Annotated in this window: 15 protein-coding genes; 10 read left to right on the forward strand and 5 right to left on the reverse strand. The window is 53.2% G+C overall.

The window, feature by feature from the left end:
• Positions 1–605: 605 nt before the first annotated feature.
• Together H6F59_RS27755 and H6F59_RS24605 are read left to right on the forward strand one after the other, a co-directional pair.
• Complete coding sequence (locus tag H6F59_RS27755) at positions 606–881, forward strand: DUF6464 family protein (protein ID WP_279308375.1); 276 nt, start codon at positions 606–608, stop codon at positions 879–881.
• A gap of 497 nt (positions 882–1,378) precedes the next feature.
• Positions 1,379–1,759 (forward strand): single-stranded DNA-binding protein, encoded by a 381-nt coding sequence (locus tag H6F59_RS24605; RefSeq protein WP_190707204.1) that lies wholly within the window; start codon positions 1,379–1,381, stop codon positions 1,757–1,759.
• 146 nt (positions 1,760–1,905) lie between these two features.
• On the opposite strand, the gene H6F59_RS24610 is transcribed toward H6F59_RS24605, so the two are convergent.
• Positions 1,906–3,831 carry a heavy metal translocating P-type ATPase gene (locus tag H6F59_RS24610; protein ID WP_190707208.1) on the reverse strand — a complete coding sequence of 642 codons (1,926 nt, stop codon included), beginning with the start codon at positions 3,829–3,831 and terminating at the stop codon, positions 1,906–1,908.
• Positions 3,832–3,912: 81 nt separating this feature from the next.
• On the opposite strand from H6F59_RS24610, the gene H6F59_RS24615 reads away from it, so the two are divergent.
• Positions 3,913–5,022 (forward strand): precorrin-8X methylmutase, encoded by a 1,110-nt coding sequence (locus H6F59_RS24615; RefSeq protein WP_190707211.1) that lies wholly within the window; start codon positions 3,913–3,915, stop codon positions 5,020–5,022.
• Positions 5,023–5,047: 25 nt separating this feature from the next.
• On the forward strand, positions 5,048–5,554 hold the full coding sequence (locus H6F59_RS24620; protein WP_190707214.1) for a 2'-5' RNA ligase family protein: 507 nt from the start codon (positions 5,048–5,050) through the stop codon (positions 5,552–5,554).
• A gap of 185 nt (positions 5,555–5,739) precedes the next feature.
• Here H6F59_RS24620 and H6F59_RS24625 read toward each other — a convergent pair whose 3' ends face one another.
• Together H6F59_RS24625 and H6F59_RS24630 are read right to left on the reverse strand one after the other, a co-directional pair.
• The gene (locus H6F59_RS24625; protein WP_190707217.1) at positions 5,740–6,315 is read right to left on the reverse strand and encodes a response regulator; all 576 of its coding nucleotides are present in this window, start codon (positions 6,313–6,315) and stop codon (positions 5,740–5,742) included.
• 117 nt (positions 6,316–6,432) lie between these two features.
• A complete protein-coding gene (locus H6F59_RS24630; protein WP_190707220.1) occupies positions 6,433–7,149 on the reverse strand; it encodes a Crp/Fnr family transcriptional regulator in 717 nt (238 codons plus the stop codon).
• 397 nt (positions 7,150–7,546) lie between these two features.
• On the opposite strand from H6F59_RS24630, the gene topA reads away from it, so the two are divergent.
• Positions 7,547–9,733 carry a type I DNA topoisomerase gene (gene topA / locus H6F59_RS24635; RefSeq protein WP_190707223.1) on the forward strand — a complete coding sequence of 729 codons (2,187 nt, stop codon included), beginning with the start codon at positions 7,547–7,549 and terminating at the stop codon, positions 9,731–9,733.
• A gap of 138 nt (positions 9,734–9,871) precedes the next feature.
• Here the strand turns inward: topA and H6F59_RS24640 are convergent, their stop codons facing one another.
• Positions 9,872–10,537: a DJ-1/PfpI family protein gene (locus H6F59_RS24640; protein ID WP_190707226.1), complete on the reverse strand. Its 666-nt coding sequence runs from the start codon at positions 10,535–10,537 to the stop codon at positions 9,872–9,874.
• A gap of 99 nt (positions 10,538–10,636) precedes the next feature.
• Here H6F59_RS24640 and H6F59_RS24645 point away from each other — a divergent pair, with 99 nt between their 5' ends.
• Both H6F59_RS24645 and H6F59_RS24650 read left to right on the forward strand, forming a co-directional pair.
• Entirely contained in the window at positions 10,637–11,335 is a 699-nt protein-coding gene (locus H6F59_RS24645; RefSeq protein ID WP_190707230.1) for a LuxR C-terminal-related transcriptional regulator, read from the forward strand.
• Positions 11,336–11,833: 498 nt separating this feature from the next.
• Complete coding sequence (locus tag H6F59_RS24650; RefSeq protein ID WP_190707234.1) at positions 11,834–12,001, forward strand: hypothetical protein; 168 nt, start codon at positions 11,834–11,836, stop codon at positions 11,999–12,001.
• A 1,269-nt stretch (positions 12,002–13,270) separates the two neighbouring features.
• Here H6F59_RS24650 and H6F59_RS24655 read toward each other — a convergent pair.
• Positions 13,271–14,191, reverse strand: a complete 921-nt coding sequence (locus H6F59_RS24655) for an AraC family transcriptional regulator (protein WP_190707237.1) — start codon at positions 14,189–14,191, stop codon at positions 13,271–13,273.
• Between the two features lie 214 nt (positions 14,192–14,405).
• Between H6F59_RS24655 and H6F59_RS24660 the strand changes: the two genes are divergently transcribed.
• The 3 genes from H6F59_RS24660 to H6F59_RS24670 all read left to right on the forward strand — a co-directional run bounded on the left by H6F59_RS24660 (position 14,406) and on the right by H6F59_RS24670 (position 16,814).
• The gene (locus H6F59_RS24660) at positions 14,406–14,594 is read left to right on the forward strand and encodes a hypothetical protein (protein ID WP_190707240.1); all 189 of its coding nucleotides are present in this window, start codon (positions 14,406–14,408) and stop codon (positions 14,592–14,594) included.
• 257 nt (positions 14,595–14,851) lie between these two features.
• Positions 14,852–16,282, forward strand: coding sequence for an FAD-binding oxidoreductase (locus H6F59_RS24665; protein ID WP_190707243.1), 1,431 nt, complete (start codon positions 14,852–14,854; stop codon positions 16,280–16,282).
• A gap of 31 nt (positions 16,283–16,313) precedes the next feature.
• A complete protein-coding gene (locus H6F59_RS24670; RefSeq protein WP_190707246.1) occupies positions 16,314–16,814 on the forward strand; it encodes a cupin domain-containing protein in 501 nt (166 codons plus the stop codon).
• The last annotated feature ends 205 nt before the right edge of the window (positions 16,815–17,019 follow it).

Raw genomic sequence — 17,019 nt, forward strand, 5'->3', positions numbered from 1 at the left:
GCTTAACTGCTGCAACGCTCCTCGTTTCAATAACGCACAAGCTTTCTCTCAGGCGTTCTATCTCTCCGCTGTTCCCAGTCGGGATCTTTGTTTCGCGAATTAGTTAGTCAGCTAAGCACATGAACTGTAAGAGGCAAAGAGTACCTGTTCTGGCTAAGCGATTGAGCACTTAAGCACTTATCCTGAACCTCAACCCAAGCTCCGGTTGGGCGATCGGGATAATGCCTTGGTATATTGCCCGTGAAGTTGACGATGGGCCGCTGAACCCAGGCAATGCTTTAAGGAGCACCCATTAAATAACCCCCGGCGCACAGGGCACCGGGGGCGGTTTCGTTATATGGAGTTCGCTATAAATCGACTGTGTTAGAAGGAGTAGCTGCTGCCTTCCTTACAATGCCTTAGACTCAAGACCGTGGACAGAGTTCCTGGTCATGTTCATCAGAACTTGGTTTACACCCAAAGCCCCTCAACCTTTCGGTGAACTGTGATCCCCATCACTTACAGAACTTAAAAGACCTAAAAGGCTTAGCCTGGAATGAGTGTTGAACTAGGTAAAGGCTAAAATCGGCCTATCGACTCCCATAGACAGCAGCTGTGCATTGGCAATGGTCAACGCTTCTACTAACCTCTCCCCTACGCGGCAATGCCGCAGCTGCCGTTTCAACGCGCGCAGTCCCTACCTGGTCTGTGCAGTGCATCCAGCCGGGCCAGAGCAGCGGCGATGCCCTGACTTTGAGTCTCTCACTACCGTTGTCCAACGCCCTAGCGGCAACCTACCGCAGGCTTCAGTAATAGAGCCTGACTGGATGAGATTTTGGGGGCCGTCAGATGAGGAATGGTTAACCTTCTGGGGGGATGAGGACTTGAACGAGATTAATTAACTGATTAAACGATTGATTCACTAGCCGCTTAATCAGAAAGCTTTGCCAGCTTGTGCTCCCTGCTAAGAACATCTTGTCCAACCTGTTCCAGCGTTAAGGCGGTGCCGTTACCAATTTTGAGCGAATCCTACCGCCTGAACAGTCTGATCTCGCTCAGTAACTGCTCAAAGACCCTTACAATTTCGCCTTTCTCAATCTGACGTTTGCCACCCAAGAGCGAGAGCTAAAGAAGGCTCTGGCCGTCGCCCCGCTACTTAGTGGTATTGCGTTGTCACTGCCCATAAAGCAGGAGGTCAAACCCTGGTGGAGGGGTTCAACATAGAGGTAGCCAGTGGTGACTACTTTGGTTGGGGAGACTAGGCCGCGATCGCGGCCCGCGTTGACCAGCATTACCCCTGGCACGAAGTAGTAGACACCTGGCCAATCGCCCGCCCGATTGCAGCATAGACCTCCCTAGAGCTGTCCCCTACCACCGCACACCTCACCTACCCGCAACCATGACCGACAACACCGCCGACCTAGCCCGCGCACTGAAGCAGATTGAAGTCGCTACCATGGCGATCGCCGCAGCCAACCCGCCCAACTGGAAGCGCCCACTATCGGCCTACAAAGACGGCTGGGTAGCTGCGATCGGGGCAATCGAGGTAGCTCACGACAACCACGGCCCTACTGTCATTTGGTGGATGGGCCATCATTACACCCGCCGCAGTGGCAGTAACCCCAAATTTGGTGCGGCGATTTGGTTCAGCCGCAGTATGGGCAAGGGCGAAGATGGCGAGGCCAGCTACGTGAGGCTGATTACCTTCGCCGACGGCCCTACACCTACAGCAGAGCCGCTGCCTGACTACGTGGTGAAGGCCCTCGATCGCAGCAAATAGCGCTGCCACAGCGGCTCAGATGTGCGCCGCAATCGAGCTAAATTGTGAGGCTGCCGTGCTGCTGAAGGTGACCAGCGGTGGACCAAGCTGCAAGCCATCGACCCAGATGATAGCGATCGCATCCTCGACCTAGCCGACCACGCCGACTAATTTCTCAATAGCCGCAGCCCGCTCAGTGTCACGATTACCGTCGAGCCTTCGTGCCCCAGCACGCCCAGGGGCAACGTGAGGTCACCCGCAAAATTCGAAATCAGCAGAATCACGACAAACCCAAGGGCAAACACTATGTTTTGCTTAACTACGCTCTGAGCCCGGCGACCTAGCCGAATCGCGTGCTCTAGGTGCTCCAAGCGATCGGCCATCAGCACAACGTCTGCGGTTTCAAGCGCCGCGTCGCTGCCCGCGGTTCCCATCGCAATGCCCACCGATGCCTGGGCCAGGGCGGGCGCATCGTTAATGCCATCGCCGACCATCGCCACCGTTTGATACTGTTTCTGCAAGCGGCGAATCACGTCTACTTTGTCTTCGGGCAGCAGCTCGGCATGGAACTGATCGACCCCGGTCTGCTGAGCAATGCTTTGAGCCGTCCGGGCATTGTCCCCCGTTAGCATGACAATCTGCTCAACCCCCAGCCGCTTGAGTTGGGCGATCGCCCGCGCTGCAGTCGGGCGCACGGTGTCGGCAACAGCGATGATGCCCAATACCTCGCCGCCATAGGCTACCCACACCACCGTATTGCCCTCAGCTTCCCACTGCTGGCTGTGCTGAACCAAGGTTGGGGGAGGGCTCTTGGCCTGGGACTGGACAAAGGCCGCTTTACCAACCACCGCTGTTTTGCGATCAATTTCTCCGGTAATCCCCTGCCCAGTCTTGGCTTGGCCATTAACCGCCTCTGTCCAGCTCAGGTTTTGCTGGCGGACGGCCTGCACGATCGCTTCACCAATGGGATGCTCAGACAGGCTTTCCAAGGCAGCGGCAACTTGAAGTAATAGCTGCGTGGACGGCTCAACGGCCCGCATGCTGACTACCTCAATCCTGCCCGTGGTCAGCGTGCCGGTTTTGTCGAATGCGATCGCTCTCACCCGTCCCATGCGCTCCAGATGCGCTCCATTCTTAAACAAAATTCCGCGCCGCGCGCCGTTGGCAATGCCCGACAGCAGCGCGGGCATAATCGAGGCCATCAACGCACAGGGCGACGCCACGACCAAAAAAATCAAGGCCCGGTAAATGGTCTGCTCCCAGCTCCAGCCCAGTAAAAAGGGCGGCAGCACGCCCAGCAAAATTCCGGCCACCACGATGACTTTGGCATAGCCCCGCTCAAAGCGCTCGATAAACTGCTGGGAAGGTGGGGCCTCGGTTTGGGCCTGCTGCACCAGGCGAATGACTCGCTGAATTAGGCTGCTTTCGGGCGGCTGGTGAATTTTTAGCCGCAGGGCGCCGCTGCCGTTGATGGTGCCCGCAAAGACCTGGTCGCCGATCGTCTTTTCTACCGGAATGGATTCTCCGGTAATTGGTGCCTGGTTTAGGGTGCTAACCCCTTCAATCACCAACCCATCGGTCGGCACCAGCTCTCCCGGCTTGACCAGCACCTGCTCGCCAACAGCGATCGCTGAAATCGGCATAGTCTCTTCTCGCTCCCCTCGGATCACTCGCACCGTATCGGCAGTCAGGCTCATCAACCCGCGAATACTGCGCTCTGTTCGCTGCATGGCGTACCCTTCCAGCGCCCCACTGATGGCAAAAATCAGGATCAAAACCGCGCCATCCACAATCAGGAAATACTCTCGCCGCCACAGGCCCAGACTGGCCGCACCCAGAGCCGCCACGATCATCAGCAGGTCTACGTCTAGCTCTTTCTCCTTGAATAGGGTCGTTAACCCTTCCCGCGCACTCTCAAACCCGCCAATCACGTAGGCCGCCGTCAAAATCAAAATGGCCGCTCCAACCCAGCCCAGATGGAGCGATTGCCAGCCTAGGAGGACGAGAGCCGCACAGGTGAAGGCGGCGATCGCATCCGGGTGATCTTTAACCAGGCTAGACAGCCGGGGCGTGGATAGGTTGGCAGAAACCATACTGAGACCGTGAAGTAGAGACTCCCTCACCCTAAACATTGACATTAGTGTCAATGTCAATGTTTTGAGTAAGCTAGAGGGATGAAGGCTCCATACCTAACCATCAAAGAACTCACAGACGCGGTTGGCGGCGTCACCCCCCGCATGGTGAGGCACTACCACACCCTGGGGCTGCTGCCGCCCGTGCAGCGCTCCGAGGGCAACTACCGCCTCTACACCCAGCAAGACGTGCAGCGTCTTCAGCGCGTGATTGCCCTCAAGCAGCAGGGGTTTCAGCTCTCGCACATTCGCCAGCTACTCGACAGCCAGTCCGAAGAACTCACCAACCCCACATTGATGGCCCAGCTACAGCAGCAGTATCGCGCCGTGATTGAGCAAATCACCCGGCTGCGGCAGACGGCAACGGCGCTAGAGGGGCTGCTGGGGCGCGATCGCGATTGCCAGAGCACCCAGGCCGAGGTGTTGGCCCAGATCAAGCAGCTAGATGTGAATACCCAGGAGGAACTCGGCAAACTCGACCAGATCTGGTCAAATCTAGATGCCGAGACAACAGCGCACCCAGAAGCATTTCAAGAATCCCTACAGCGGCTGCTTCCTGACCTGTCTGACTACTCTGAAGTCACAGTTCATTTACTGCATCAGCTCGTGCTGGCCTGTGGCGACGTTAGCTTGATCAACTTTGTCAGCTTGAGCCCAAGTGCTGTTGCATCTGCTCGCAAAGTGCTCAAAGCAAAGTGTTGTATTGTGACAGACTTGCCAAGCGTCGCCGCCACCCTCGATCGCACTCGGTTAGCGCATTTGGAATGTCCGATCGCAACTCTGATTGATGATCCCCACATTACGGGCGTTAGTGAAGCAGAGCAAACGTTTTACAACCATCCAGCTTGGCAAGAACGGCTACGGCAGACGCCCAAGGGGTCTGTGCTGGTCATCGGATACGCCCCCTCAGTGCTGCTTGCGGCCTGCCAGCTGATTGAGCAGCAGCAAATCGAGCCCGCCCTCGTCATTGGCATGCCGATTGGGTTTAGCCATGCGCCAGCGGCAAAGCGGCGACTGGCGGCGACAAAAGTTGCTCACATCACGATTCAAGGCAGCTTCGGTGGTGGGCTTTTAGCATCAGTGACGTTAAATTCTCTAGTGGAAACGCTCATTGAAAAGCCAGATTGCCACTGTTACCTCACCCGTTCTTAGCCTTAATCCCTGTGTCGGTTAACCAATGAGTAATTCTCTGATTTTGACGCTGAAGTTAGACCAAACCACTTTCGAGCGAGCAAACACGTTACGCCAGCAGCACTTTCCCCCAGAGCGAAATGTCGTTCCGGCCCACGTTATTTTGTTTCATCAGTTGCCGGGCGATCGCGAATCGGCTATTTCCCACAGCTTAGAGGCCCTGTGCGCTCAGACAAAGCACTTTCCTTTTTCTTTGCCTTCGCCCCAGCTGCTTGGCAACGGCGTCGCCATCAGCGTCAGTTCTCCTGAGCTGATTCAGCTACACAAAGACCTAGCAACCGCCTGGGACGAATGGCTCATCCCCCAAGATCGCCAGGGCTACCGTCCGCACATCACCATTCAAAATAAGGTGGATTCCAATGCAGCCCGCCAGCTATATGAAGAACTGGAGGCACAATGGCAATCTATGACGGGTTGGGGAGAAGGCTTGTTGCTGTGGTACTACCAAAAAGGACCTTGGGAGTTAGCCCGGGAATTTTGCTTTGCCCAATAGCTCATATTCCAGGTTCCAAAAGGCGTAGCGGATGGGCGATACGCTATGAAACCACATACGCACAGTTAACTACGCTAGGAGCCGCAGCACTAGTGAGTATTGCGTGCCAAGACTGGCTTGAATTCGAGGCTGGTGAATGTATGGTTCTGGGAACTAACCCATTGGATTAGCGCCATCGGTTTGGTTTATAGTCTTGTCAACTCCGCAACAGCAGCAACAAGTTCATAAACATCAGTTGGTTTGGGGAGATACTTCTCAAAGCTTTCCGATCGAAAATTCTGTGATAAAAGCTTTAGACAGTCCTGTTGTTTAAGCAGCGTTGTCACCGCAATGGCACACAAAAATTTGTCTGGGTCGGTCTGCAAACTTCTTAGCTCGTGAACTAGGGCATAGCCATCTTGACCTGGAAGGCTGATATCACAGATCAAAACATCTGGATACCAGTTAGTTGCCTTATCAATTGCTTCGGTGGTCGAAGTAGTTGCGAAGACCTCTGCTTCTCTTCCTTGCAGCACAAAACTAAAGATGTCTAAAGTATCGACATCTCCATCAACTATCAAAACCCGTAGGCCCTTTAGGGAAGATAGATTGCCATCAAAATTGATGTGGTTGTTTTGACATTCTTCTACTAGCAAATCACCATGGTCTGCATCCATTTGCACTGCTTGAGGGCTAGCTAAATGCAACAAATAATCTAGATTTAGCCAGTCAGCACAGTTTGTTTCGTCGCCGTATCCGCATTGACGATATTCTGGCTGCATAATCACCCAAAACGAGATTGTGACCTAGGTAAGCCAGCTTTTCTAAGCTAAGGTCATCCTAAACCGCTCTAAACGGTCAAGTCGGTCGGGTTTTAAACATAGGGCAGGTTTTTTCTCCTATAGGGGACCTAGCAAATGGGCAAACTCCCTTTGAATAGCGCCATAGCATTCACAGGAACAGTTTTCTAAAGCTTCACCATCCAAAATCGTGACCCGACCACGGGTGTAGCGAATTACACTAGCCTGACTCAGGTTGCCAGCGGCTATCGTGACACTAGAACGGGGAACACCCAACATTTCCCCTATAAACTCTTGAGTCAGTATAAATGTATCGCTTTGCAAGCAGTCTCGCACTAGCAAGAGCCAGCGGGCCAGCCGCTCCTCAGTTGAGTGAAACCGATTACAAGCAACATACTGAGCTGCTTGGCTAAAAAGAGCCTGACAGTAGCGCAGCAGGATGCTTTGTAGCGGTCCACCGCGATCGAACTCAGCCTTTAACGCTGCGGCACTCATGCGCATAGCTTGGCCTGGAGCCTGCACATAGGCTCGATGGGCCTTGGTTTTACCGCCCAAAATAGCCATAATACCTGCCATTCCTTCCCGCCCTACTAGGCTAACCTCAATGGTAGAGCCATTTTCCATTGAGGTAACTAGGGAAATTAGTGAGTGGTGCGGAAAGTAAACATAGGAAATAAGTTCATCAACGTCGTAAATAGACTGATAGTTCGTCAGTGAAACCAGTTCTAAATGGGGAACTAGCCGTTCATATGCTTCCGTTGGTAAAACCGCAAGCAAATGATTTTTAGGGGGGTCGAATTTTTGAATGTTGGACATAATCTATCCTAGGGACAAGCCATGTTGAGAAAAACAACTACTGGCACTAGGAAGAAGGATTCAAATCTTATTCACAATGTCAAAAGAAATTAATCTAGCCGGGCAAGCCTTCTGGCGTTGCCTATCTGCACAATAACAAAAATTTAGCTAGCAATGGGGCTCCATTATGTCTTTGTAGCGTTAAGTTAGGTACACCTGTTGCTCTAAGCAAAAAATTGGACCTACTAACGATACCTAAAAGCTTAGCCAGTCCTTGTTTCCAGTCTGCTTGAGGGCCTGACAACTCTATAGAGTTAGTCCTACTGGCTTGGCGCAAGTCGAGATGCTGAAAATTTCTGAGTTCAAGTGTACTATTGAGTTAGTGCATTCAGACCTTTGATGGTCTATCGAGGCAACCATGGCCAATTTGCTGCTGATTGAAAGCCCTGGCAAGGTGAAGAAACTGGGGCAAATTTTGGGTTCGGGTTGGGTGATCAAGGCCAGCATGGGCCATGTGCGCGAACTTGCTAATGACGGCGAAGATGCCCTCGGCTTTGACCTAGGGACAGACTCTATTAACTGCCGCTATCAACCTCGTGATGACCGCGCCCAAAAGGTGTTGGCTGATCTGCGCCAGGCGGTCAAAGCCGCCGACTGTGTCTACATCGCCACAGACCCCGATCGCGAAGGCGAAACCATTGGCTGGCATTTGCAGCAGGCGCTCAACCTAAAGCACCCTCGGCGGGTGGTCTACAGCGAAATTACCTCTCAGGCGGTGAGAGCGGCGATCGCCCAGCCCCGCACCCTCAACCAGAGCCTAGTCGCCGCCGGACGCGCCCGCGACTGCCTCGATAAGCTGGTGGGCTACACCGGCAGTCGCCACGTGGTCTGGCCCCTAAACAACGGTGCAAAATCTATGGGTCGGGTGCAGAGCGCTACCCTGCATTTGCTCTGCGTCAGGGAGAGAGCCATTCAGGCCTTTGTCCCCCAAGACTACTGGAGCGTGTGGGTAACCTACGGCGAGGGGTTCAAAGCGTTTTATCGCACCAGCCCTAAGCCGCAGCGGCCACCAGCCAAAGATGCGGAGGATAAGGGCGCTGAGCAGGAGTCTGAGCGGGTGACTTCCCAAGAGCGGGCCGATCAGCTGGTGGCGATCGCCCAAGCCCATTCCCATCACGTTTTGCACATCGAAGGCAAACAGGCCACCCAGGCGCCCCCGCCACCCTTTGTCACCTCCACCTTGCAGCAGGCGGCTGGTTCTAAACTGCACTTCAGCCCCGAGCACACCATGAAGGTGGCCCAAGCGCTCTACGAAAAGGGCCATATCACCTACATGCGTACTGATTCGATCACCCTCTCGGCCCCCTTTTGCGAGTCGGTGCGCCAGTACCTAGAGCAGCACGACCCCACTAACTTGCCCCGTCAAACCACCCGACACCGGGCGGTTAAAGGCTCTCAGGAAGCCCACGAAGCGATTCGCCCCACCGATGTTAATCACCTACCCCAGCACCTCCAGCGAGAGCTCTCTGCCGAACAAGCTCGCCTTTATGAGCTGATTTGGAACCGGGCGGTGGCCTCGCAATGTGCTCCAGCGCGCCTGCGCAAAACTCGCATTGTCACCCAATCGGGCGACGCCTACTGGGAAGCCCGCGGCCAGGTGCTAGAGTTTGCCGGCTACACCCGCTACTGGAACAACCTCAGCGCCGATACAGTGCTGCCTGCCCTAACCCAGGGGCAACCCCTGCAACTCGAACAGGCCCAGGCGGACGCTAAACAGACTCAGCCGCCGCCCCGCTACAGCGAGCCGAAGCTGGTGAAGCTAATGGAGCAAAAAGGGATTGGTCGCCCCAGCACCTACGCCCCGACCATCAAAACCCTCAGGCAGCGGGAGTATGTGGATCTGCTTCAGGGCAAGCTACAGCCCACCGCGTTGGGACTGGAGCTTGATGGAGCCCTGGAGAAGCTCCTGCCGGACCTGATTCAGCCAGAGTTTACGGCCCAGATGGAGACGGCCCTAGATGCGATCGCCACCGGCGACCAGGAGTGGCAGGCCTACCTACTCAACTGGAACCGGAATTATTTTGCCCCGGCGATCGCCCAAGCCAAGTCCCAACTCCTTTCCCTGCCGACCTTTGCCGAGCATCCCCCGGCACCGGGAGGGAAGTCTTCTGAGCGATCGTCAGTCACTAAGGCCAAGCCTGCTAACGGTCAACCGACCAAAACCAAATGCCCCACCTGCGGCGAGGCGATGACCAAACTTCCCTCCCGTTCTAAGAAGATGAAAGCTAAGCACTTTCTCAAATGCTCAGGCCCCGGCTGCGGCACCGTCATGTTTTGGAATGCTAAGGCCAAACGCTATGAGCTGCCCCAAGCCCAGCGCCAGGCTCTCAGTTCAGACCTGTTTACCGACCATCCCTGCCCTGTCTGCGGTGCCCTACTTGAGCGCTACGCCTACACCAAAGACGGGCAGGACAAAGTCATGCTGCGCTGCTCGCTTCTAGAAAATCGCCGTGGCAAGTGTAAGGAAGTTGCCTTCTTTCAGAGCCAAGGGGAGTTTTGGTCGCCCAAATTCGGCACCTTGAAGCTATCGGCCCCTAGTCCTTAGGCGTTTTCTAAAAAGGGCATTACCAGCCAGCCATGCCAACCGTTGATACCTGAGCAATCAAGCAGGTATTAAAGAGGATGGAAGTTGCGTAAAATGGGTTTAACCCAGCTTGTGTCAGAAATAGTTATGTCAGCCTACTTATTTTGCTAGTTCTAAACTCGGCATCTGTTGCATAAATAGCATCGCCTTATTGACCAATTTAGGACCCGCCTTTTCAGGGGAACCGGTATCAAATGGAGGGGCGGGATTGTACTCCAGCAATAGTTGAACAATCTTGGCGGTTTCCTCACCGTAAAGGATACTTGCGATCGTCAAACCAAAATCAATCCCGGCTGTCACACCGCCACCCGTAATTCGATTGCGATCGACCACAACCCGCTCAGTACCTACCTCAACGCCCAATGCAGCGAGCTGCTCGCGAGCGGCCCAGTGAGTGGCCGCCCGATAGCCTTCGAGCAATCCTGCTTTCGCCAAAAGTATCGATCCGCCGCAGACTGAGGTGATAAATTTAGCAGTGCTCCCTTGTTCACGGAGAAATGCTAATATCTCTGGATCGTCTTCTATCGCTAGCATTTCTAGGCCGCCGCCGACACAGATCACATCCAAGCGCGGGCAATTTTCAAACGTAGTATCGGGCAAAACCATCATTCCATCATCGGTTTTTACTGGATCAAGTGTTTTCCAGATCCGATGAATTTTGACACCAGGTAGCCCGCTAAAAACTTGCTGTGGGCCAAGAATATCCAGCGAGGTCATACCAGGATAAAAGACCAAACCAATGGTGTAATTTTGCAAGTTAGTCATGAATTCATCTCCTTGTGGCGATCGCAATTGAATCTGTCCTTATACTAGGAATGGCGACCCATCGCGACTAGTCCTCGATCGAGTACTCTTTTCACCACCATGACCACTTCCTTGAAGCTCTTATTTGAAGGAATTCACCAAGCAGAGGATGAAGACAGCTTGCGATCGCAGCTTGCGCCACAACTTGGGGAGTACTTTGCGGCCAAGCGATCTGGAATCTTTTTCTTCGACCAGCTTTTAGTAGATCAAAAGTTTCAAACCGTTCTCAACCTTGCCCTGTCTCTCGAACACAACCCTGTAGCGCGTTACATCGCGGAACGCCACACACCCGTTCATGAAGGATTGGTGACAACACCCAAGGCCTGGAAATTAATCTGTCCACGTCCGGACCACCGGCATGTAATGGCAGGTCCGATTGTCGATCGTGGTCAACTCGTGGGTTCAGTGGGATGTACCCGCGAAAAATCAATGCCTGCTTTTGATACTCAAAATCTAGCCGATCTAAGTGCTGTCTGTTTGCACCTGTCTGCTTGGACTGCAAGTGTGAGACTTACACGCAGCACGACTCCACAACCTCAACATCAATCGCTTAACGCCAGCCGACTAACACCGCGTGAGTTACAAATTGCTGACTTGGTAGCTTTGGGGCGAACCAATGCAGAGATTGGGAATGAACTTTGGATTACCGAAAATTCTGTCAAGCAAGCTTTGAAGCGAATGTTCCGCAAGCTAGAGGTTTCGTCGCGTGCAGAACTGGTTGCACAAATCTCCGCCATGCAACCCCATTTTTCCAAGTAATAAGCTATCTCTATCTAGTTCGGTCAAACTTTCACCAGTAGTCTTTCGCTTATTTCTTCACCAATCAACTAACCGCATAACTTATTATTAGAAGGAAAATCGTTAGCCTAAGTATCCTGTAGTGGTGATTGCGAAGGAAAATTTGGTTGACCAGCCCTGCGAATCCGCAGCGATCGCACATTATCTTCAACCTTACTTCAAGGGTCACGCGTGCGCCCGTTTGTGGATCCCAAGTGACGAGCAGTCCATCGGCAGGTGTTCGCGGCGGTTAGGCTAGATGGCTTAGTTAGCGGCGTTTGCCTCCGCCCGATTCTGCTTCAGCTGCGCCAGTACATCCTCGTGGGTCATTCCTTCGTACTGGCCCTACCGCCAGCGCAATCAGCACCACTAGCAAAACTGCCTGCGAAATCCACCGTTCGGTTGTGGCTCCTCAATAACTTTGAGTGTTACCCCGTAGACGGAGCAATCAACCTGACGCAGCACTAAGAAGGGTGGCAAATGATAGACAACGAATTTCGCATTGTGCTAGAGGCCTACACCCAAGCGACAAATGACGGGGACATAGGTACTGCTGAGGCGCTGCTCAGAGAACTGGATGACTTAGTTGTGTCATCCCAATACGAGCGCGTCAAGACAGAAAAAATTAAGGAATGGACGGTGGGCTAGTGCCAACGGAGATGTCAAATAAAAACCCCCGCGGGCCAACGGTGCCGGTGGGGGTTAGTTCTCAGGATGCATCTACGATTCAGGATTTCTGCCCGTTACTTGCCTAGGATGCCCTTGTCAGCGAGGGCGATAGCAGGGGTAGGCTATTTGGCGTAAATGGAATTTCACCTCTGCCCCTAGCGATCGCCAGGGCTTGGTTTTAATTACCCTTGGTCAGAAGCCAGGGGATAAGCATCCCGGCTAGTTGCGCGCCCAGGCAACTGGTGCACGTGAAATGGATGGTTTTGGTCTTTGGCGGAGCTGAGGGAATGCAATTTTGGGCAACTGCACATCTTTATACTTGCCTAATTGCAGTCGAGAATTCCGGTTAGCCCAGCCAAGCTTACCTTCCCTGGGAAGAATCCGCTAACCGAGCACGTAAATACCCAATCTCCTTGAGGATAGAGGAACGGTTGTGGGCCAACTTCATCCACCGAGGTAGCCGAACGGCTATGCCATGATGATTGCCTTTACGCCCCTGCCGTTCCCGAATGTTGGCCTGCACATAAGCTTCTAGAAATTCCAGGTGAGGCTCGTTATAGGCCCACAAAACATGTCCACAACAGGGCACCTGCAGCCAAAGCGGCAAACCAAAAACCGGATCTACCGCACCTCCATGCTTTCGATACTCGGCCCACCAGCCGTCGGTCCACCAGGGCAGCGATTTTTGCTTAGCGCTTCGAGATGCCGTTTTAATATAGCCACAGTTAGGGCAGGCGATCCGCCACGTCAGACGCTCATCTAAACAACGAGAAAGGACCGCACCATCGCACCGAGGACATTGAACCCAAACGGCCTGCTCAAACTCAGATAAGGCGGTTGTGTAGTTTCTAAATCGGAGGTCCATAGAGCAACTCAACTAACCCACTCAAGTCTGCCCTGACTAGTCTTCTACGGCCTCGAAAGTCCCCAAAGGTTAACCCAGTTGTCAATCCTTGGACTTTGCGATCGCACCTAGCACACCCATACCTGGAAGCGCAGCAATACACGATGAGGTGGGGAGAAGGCATGTTGCTGTGATACTACCAAAAAGGAACGTGGGAACTAGCCCAAGCATTTTGCTTTGCCTTAGGGGAGCTATGAGTCCATCAAGAGCTATGCCAACAGCGCAGCGGAAAAATTCCACCGACTCCGGCAGCAGAACCTGGGAAATTAGGCCCTCACCGAGGGATCGGTTTGAATGGACCATCGTTGTAACGTGAATTTCAGCGATCGCCGAACAGGCCATACTTAAGCCACTCGTAACCGCTCAATATCCTTCTTCGGTGGGGTACCAAACATGCGGGAATACTCGCGACTGAACTGAGAAGGGCTCTCATAACCCACCTGATACGCTGCGTAGGTCGCATCCGCATCTTCAGCCAACATCAAACGCCGGGCTTCCAATAACCTCAACTGCTTTTGATATTGCAATGGGCTCATTGAGGTCACGGCCTTAAAGTGCCGATGAAATGATGCAGAAGACATACTGGCTTGCTCTGCCAACTCATCAACACGCAATGACTTGGCAAACTCAGCTTTAATCTGTTTAATCACCGCTGCAATGCGCTGCATATGGCTACCGGAAGTCGCAATCTGCCAAACCGCCTCGCTCTGGCCGCCCATTAAAAGACGGTAATAGAGTTCGCGAATGATCATCGGTGCCAGGAATGGAATATCCTCGGGTGTATCCAAAAGCCGGGTAAGCCGAGTGGCACAATCAATCAACGAGGCACTCGCATCGCTGACGAACAAGCCTCTCACTGAACCCTCTTGCTTGTCCGAACGGCGCTGGATCTGATCGATGATATCCCAAAGCTGAGTCGCGTCTAGACTGAGCTTAAAGCAAAGATACGGCTTGTCCGGTGCCGCCTCAACAATAGTTCCATTGAGCGGCAGATCGACTGTAACAACGATATATTGAGCCGCACCATAGTGGTAGGTTTCCTTACCCAGTAAGGTTTCTTTTCTACCCTGGACAATGATGCAAAGTGTCGGCTCATACACCGAGCAGAGTGCGGTAGGAGCCACAGATTCTCGCATCAGCTCCAGTTGAGCGATCGCCGTCGAATGGATGCCGTTCCCCCTGCCCTCCGTGTGACGGGTCACTAATTGCGTTAGTTCTTGACACGCATCAATTGTAGTCGCGTGCGTTGGGGATTCATCTACCATACTGAGTTTTCCACTTAGGGGCATATTGTTAGACCTCCTTCCCATCGTTTCGCTGCACCTATTATAGAGGGTTCTTTTAAGCACTATTCTCTTGCTTGAGAAAATCAGGCAATGATCTGCGAGATTTATGTATTCAGAGCCTTTTGATCTGAACCTACTATAAATTCATGCTCGAAAGGCAATGAAAGGATAAGGCAATAAAAGAGGGCGACCGATGGCTCAGAAAACAGGACTTATTTTAGGTGCTTATCGTGGAATTGAAGCTGGAATCATAACCGCCATTCTGGCAATAGCGAATTGGTTAACGGCGACTGGCTACGAACAGAATACTTTGCATCGATTCGAGTCAAACCTCAACATACCGAAGCTCAGCGTAGACGTCACCGTTAAGGCTCAGATGTAGAGGGTACTGCGGATTTGTTTCGGCACTTCTAGTCTTTTACTGAACAAGCAATTACCACTGATAGCAGAGTTAAGCGCGCCATAGCAAAGCATGGTGAAGGTGGATTGTGTTGGTGTGAATCAATGGCTGTTCATGACACAGCTTATTGATTAATAGGAGTCTTTTTACTGTCTCTGGAAAATGCAAGGAATTAACTAATGTCACAAAATCAAGGAACTGCTCAATACGAGCAAAATGGACAAACTCATGTTCAAATAATGTCTCCAAAAGAGAGGCAGCATGGCTACGGAGAAGCGATCGAGATACTTGCCTCGAAGATCCGGGGTGAGCTAATCCTTCCTGGCCACCCTGCTTATGAAGCAGGGCGAAAAGTTTGGAATGGTAGCTTTGATCGCTATCCTGCTGCGATCGTTCGCTGCGTGGATGCGGAAGATGTCAGAACTGCCGTCAATATTGCACGTGAGCATGGAATGGCGCTCTCCGTGCGTAGCGGAGGACATAGTGCCGCCGGACATGGCACTAACACCGGTGGGCTGGTGATCGATCTCTCCCAGATGAAGACGATTACGATTGACTCGGTACACCACACAGCCCGTCTGGAACCCGGTCTGACCTGGGGTGAAGTTGCCGAAAAGCTCCAGCCCTTTGGATTGGCATTGACGGCAGGCGACGTTGCCTCCGTGGGTGTAGGTGGTTTGCTGCTCAGCGGCGGCATCGGTTGGATGGTCCGCGCCTATGGTTTAACCATCGATCGCATACAAGCCGTGGAACTGGTTACAGCTGATGGACAATTGGTGCGTGCCAGTGCGGATGAGCATACCGAACTGTTTTGGGGACTGCGCGGCGGCGGTGGCAACTTCGGCATTGCAACGGCTTTCGAGGTAAACCTGCACCCAGGTGGAACGGTTCTGGGCGGTGCCGTCTTTTATGAGGCAACCGAGGCAGAGCGTATCCTGCAAGAGTACACCCGTCTAGCAGCGGCAGCACCCGATGAACTTTCCACTGAAGTTTTGGTCATGCTGGCACCGCCTGCCCCCTTCATTCCCCCCGATAAACAGGGAACCCCAGTCGTCGGGATTATGGTCTGCTACACCGGTGACATCAGCGAGGGTGAGCAGGTTGTCGCTCCCCTCCGTCAGCTTGCCACCCCAATTGCCGACCTGATCGCGCCCATGCCCTATTCAGCTATGTTTGCGCTTACAGCGGTTGGTGAAATCCCTGGCTTTCAGCATCATTCGCGATCGCAATTCTTCGAGACCTTCTCAAACGGGATGATCCACGCGTTCGTTGAAGCATCTCAGTCCATCATGTCCCCCGAAACGCTGATTACCCTGCGAGTCCTGGGTGGCGCGATGAGCCGGGTCGCACCCGAGGCGACAGCCTTTGCTCACCGCGATAAACAGGGCATGGTGTTGGTCTCTCATTTCGCACCGCTGTCGGCCGATGCGGCCAGTCTCGATGCCCGCACCAAGCGAGTCTTTCGAGCGCTCTTACCCTACGCTAACGGGGCTTATGTGGGCTTTCTGGCAGACGAGGGAGAGCGGATTCATGAGGTCTACCCACCTGACACCTATGCACGACTCGTGGCGCTCAAGAACCAGTATGACCCCACCAATCTGTTTGATCGCAACCAGAATATCAAGCCCACCGCTACCCAAGCGATGCTTGTTACCTCAGTGAATTCGTAGCGCTACCTTTACCCCTAAACAATCTAAAACAATGAGCACTCAATTCAATCAAAACAAAGCTGCAATTGTCGGACGAAGTGAGAACCTTGCTTGGTTCGATACAATGCTCGACGAGCAGATGGCTATTCGCGTCCATAGCAAAGATGTTGGAGGGGCTTTTACCATCATCGAAGTGGATGTTCCACCGTTCTCAGGTCCTCCACTGCACTATCACGAAGATAGAGAAGAGATCTTTGAAGTTCTTGAAGGCAAATTTCGCTTTCACTGCGCAGGCGAAGAGTTTGAGGCCGGACCCGGAACATCGGTGGTTGTACCCCGCAACACCGTACATGGATGGGTGAATCTTGGCCCCGGCAGGGCTCGGTTGCTTGGCACCTTCGTCCCTGGTGGTATTGACGAATTCTTCCCCCTAATCGGTCAAACGCCACCCGAAGGTTGGACAGATCTTGCCCGCCGGCACGACACATGGATCGTTGGAGCGCCCCTGTCTGTTCAAGCTCCATCTGCCAACGCTGCTGCTGAACCGGCATAGATTACACCCTTTAGGGCTCTCTATTTGCCATACCGGGTTCTCGTAACCGCTGAGCGTCGCGTCATCGACATCCTGCTCAGCGGTTAACTGCCCCTACTCTAAATGGGTCTTTTGAGCACCGCTCTCCTGCTTGAGACAATTAGGCAATGATCTGCAAGGTCTGTGTATTTATAACCCTTGCCCCAAAACCTACTATGAACCCATG

Origin of the sequence: Nodosilinea sp. FACHB-141 (genome assembly GCF_014696135.1) — a bacterium.
In the GTDB taxonomy this organism is placed as follows: Bacteria; Cyanobacteriota; Cyanobacteriia; order Phormidesmidales; family Phormidesmidaceae; genus Nodosilinea.

Coding starts and splice junctions, on each gene's coding strand:
- H6F59_RS27755 (WP_279308375.1), top strand. CDS start 606: ATGGTCAACGCTTCTACTAACCTCTCCCCTACGCGGCAATGCCGCAGC.
- H6F59_RS24605 (WP_190707204.1), top strand. CDS start 1,379: ATGACCGACAACACCGCCGACCTAGCCCGCGCACTGAAGCAGATTGAA.
- H6F59_RS24610 (WP_190707208.1), bottom strand. CDS start 3,831: ATGGTTTCTGCCAACCTATCCACGCCCCGGCTGTCTAGCCTGGTTAAA.
- H6F59_RS24615 (WP_190707211.1), top strand. CDS start 3,913: ATGAAGGCTCCATACCTAACCATCAAAGAACTCACAGACGCGGTTGGC.
- H6F59_RS24620 (WP_190707214.1), top strand. CDS start 5,048: ATGAGTAATTCTCTGATTTTGACGCTGAAGTTAGACCAAACCACTTTC.
- H6F59_RS24625 (WP_190707217.1), bottom strand. CDS start 6,315: ATGCAGCCAGAATATCGTCAATGCGGATACGGCGACGAAACAAACTGT.
- H6F59_RS24630 (WP_190707220.1), bottom strand. CDS start 7,149: ATGTCCAACATTCAAAAATTCGACCCCCCTAAAAATCATTTGCTTGCG.
- topA (WP_190707223.1), top strand. CDS start 7,547: ATGGCCAATTTGCTGCTGATTGAAAGCCCTGGCAAGGTGAAGAAACTG.
- H6F59_RS24640 (WP_190707226.1), bottom strand. CDS start 10,537: ATGACTAACTTGCAAAATTACACCATTGGTTTGGTCTTTTATCCTGGT.
- H6F59_RS24645 (WP_190707230.1), top strand. CDS start 10,637: ATGACCACTTCCTTGAAGCTCTTATTTGAAGGAATTCACCAAGCAGAG.
- H6F59_RS24650 (WP_190707234.1), top strand. CDS start 11,834: ATGATAGACAACGAATTTCGCATTGTGCTAGAGGCCTACACCCAAGCG.
- H6F59_RS24655 (WP_190707237.1), bottom strand. CDS start 14,191: ATGGTAGATGAATCCCCAACGCACGCGACTACAATTGATGCGTGTCAA.
- H6F59_RS24660 (WP_190707240.1), top strand. CDS start 14,406: ATGGCTCAGAAAACAGGACTTATTTTAGGTGCTTATCGTGGAATTGAA.
- H6F59_RS24665 (WP_190707243.1), top strand. CDS start 14,852: ATGTCTCCAAAAGAGAGGCAGCATGGCTACGGAGAAGCGATCGAGATA.
- H6F59_RS24670 (WP_190707246.1), top strand. CDS start 16,314: ATGAGCACTCAATTCAATCAAAACAAAGCTGCAATTGTCGGACGAAGT.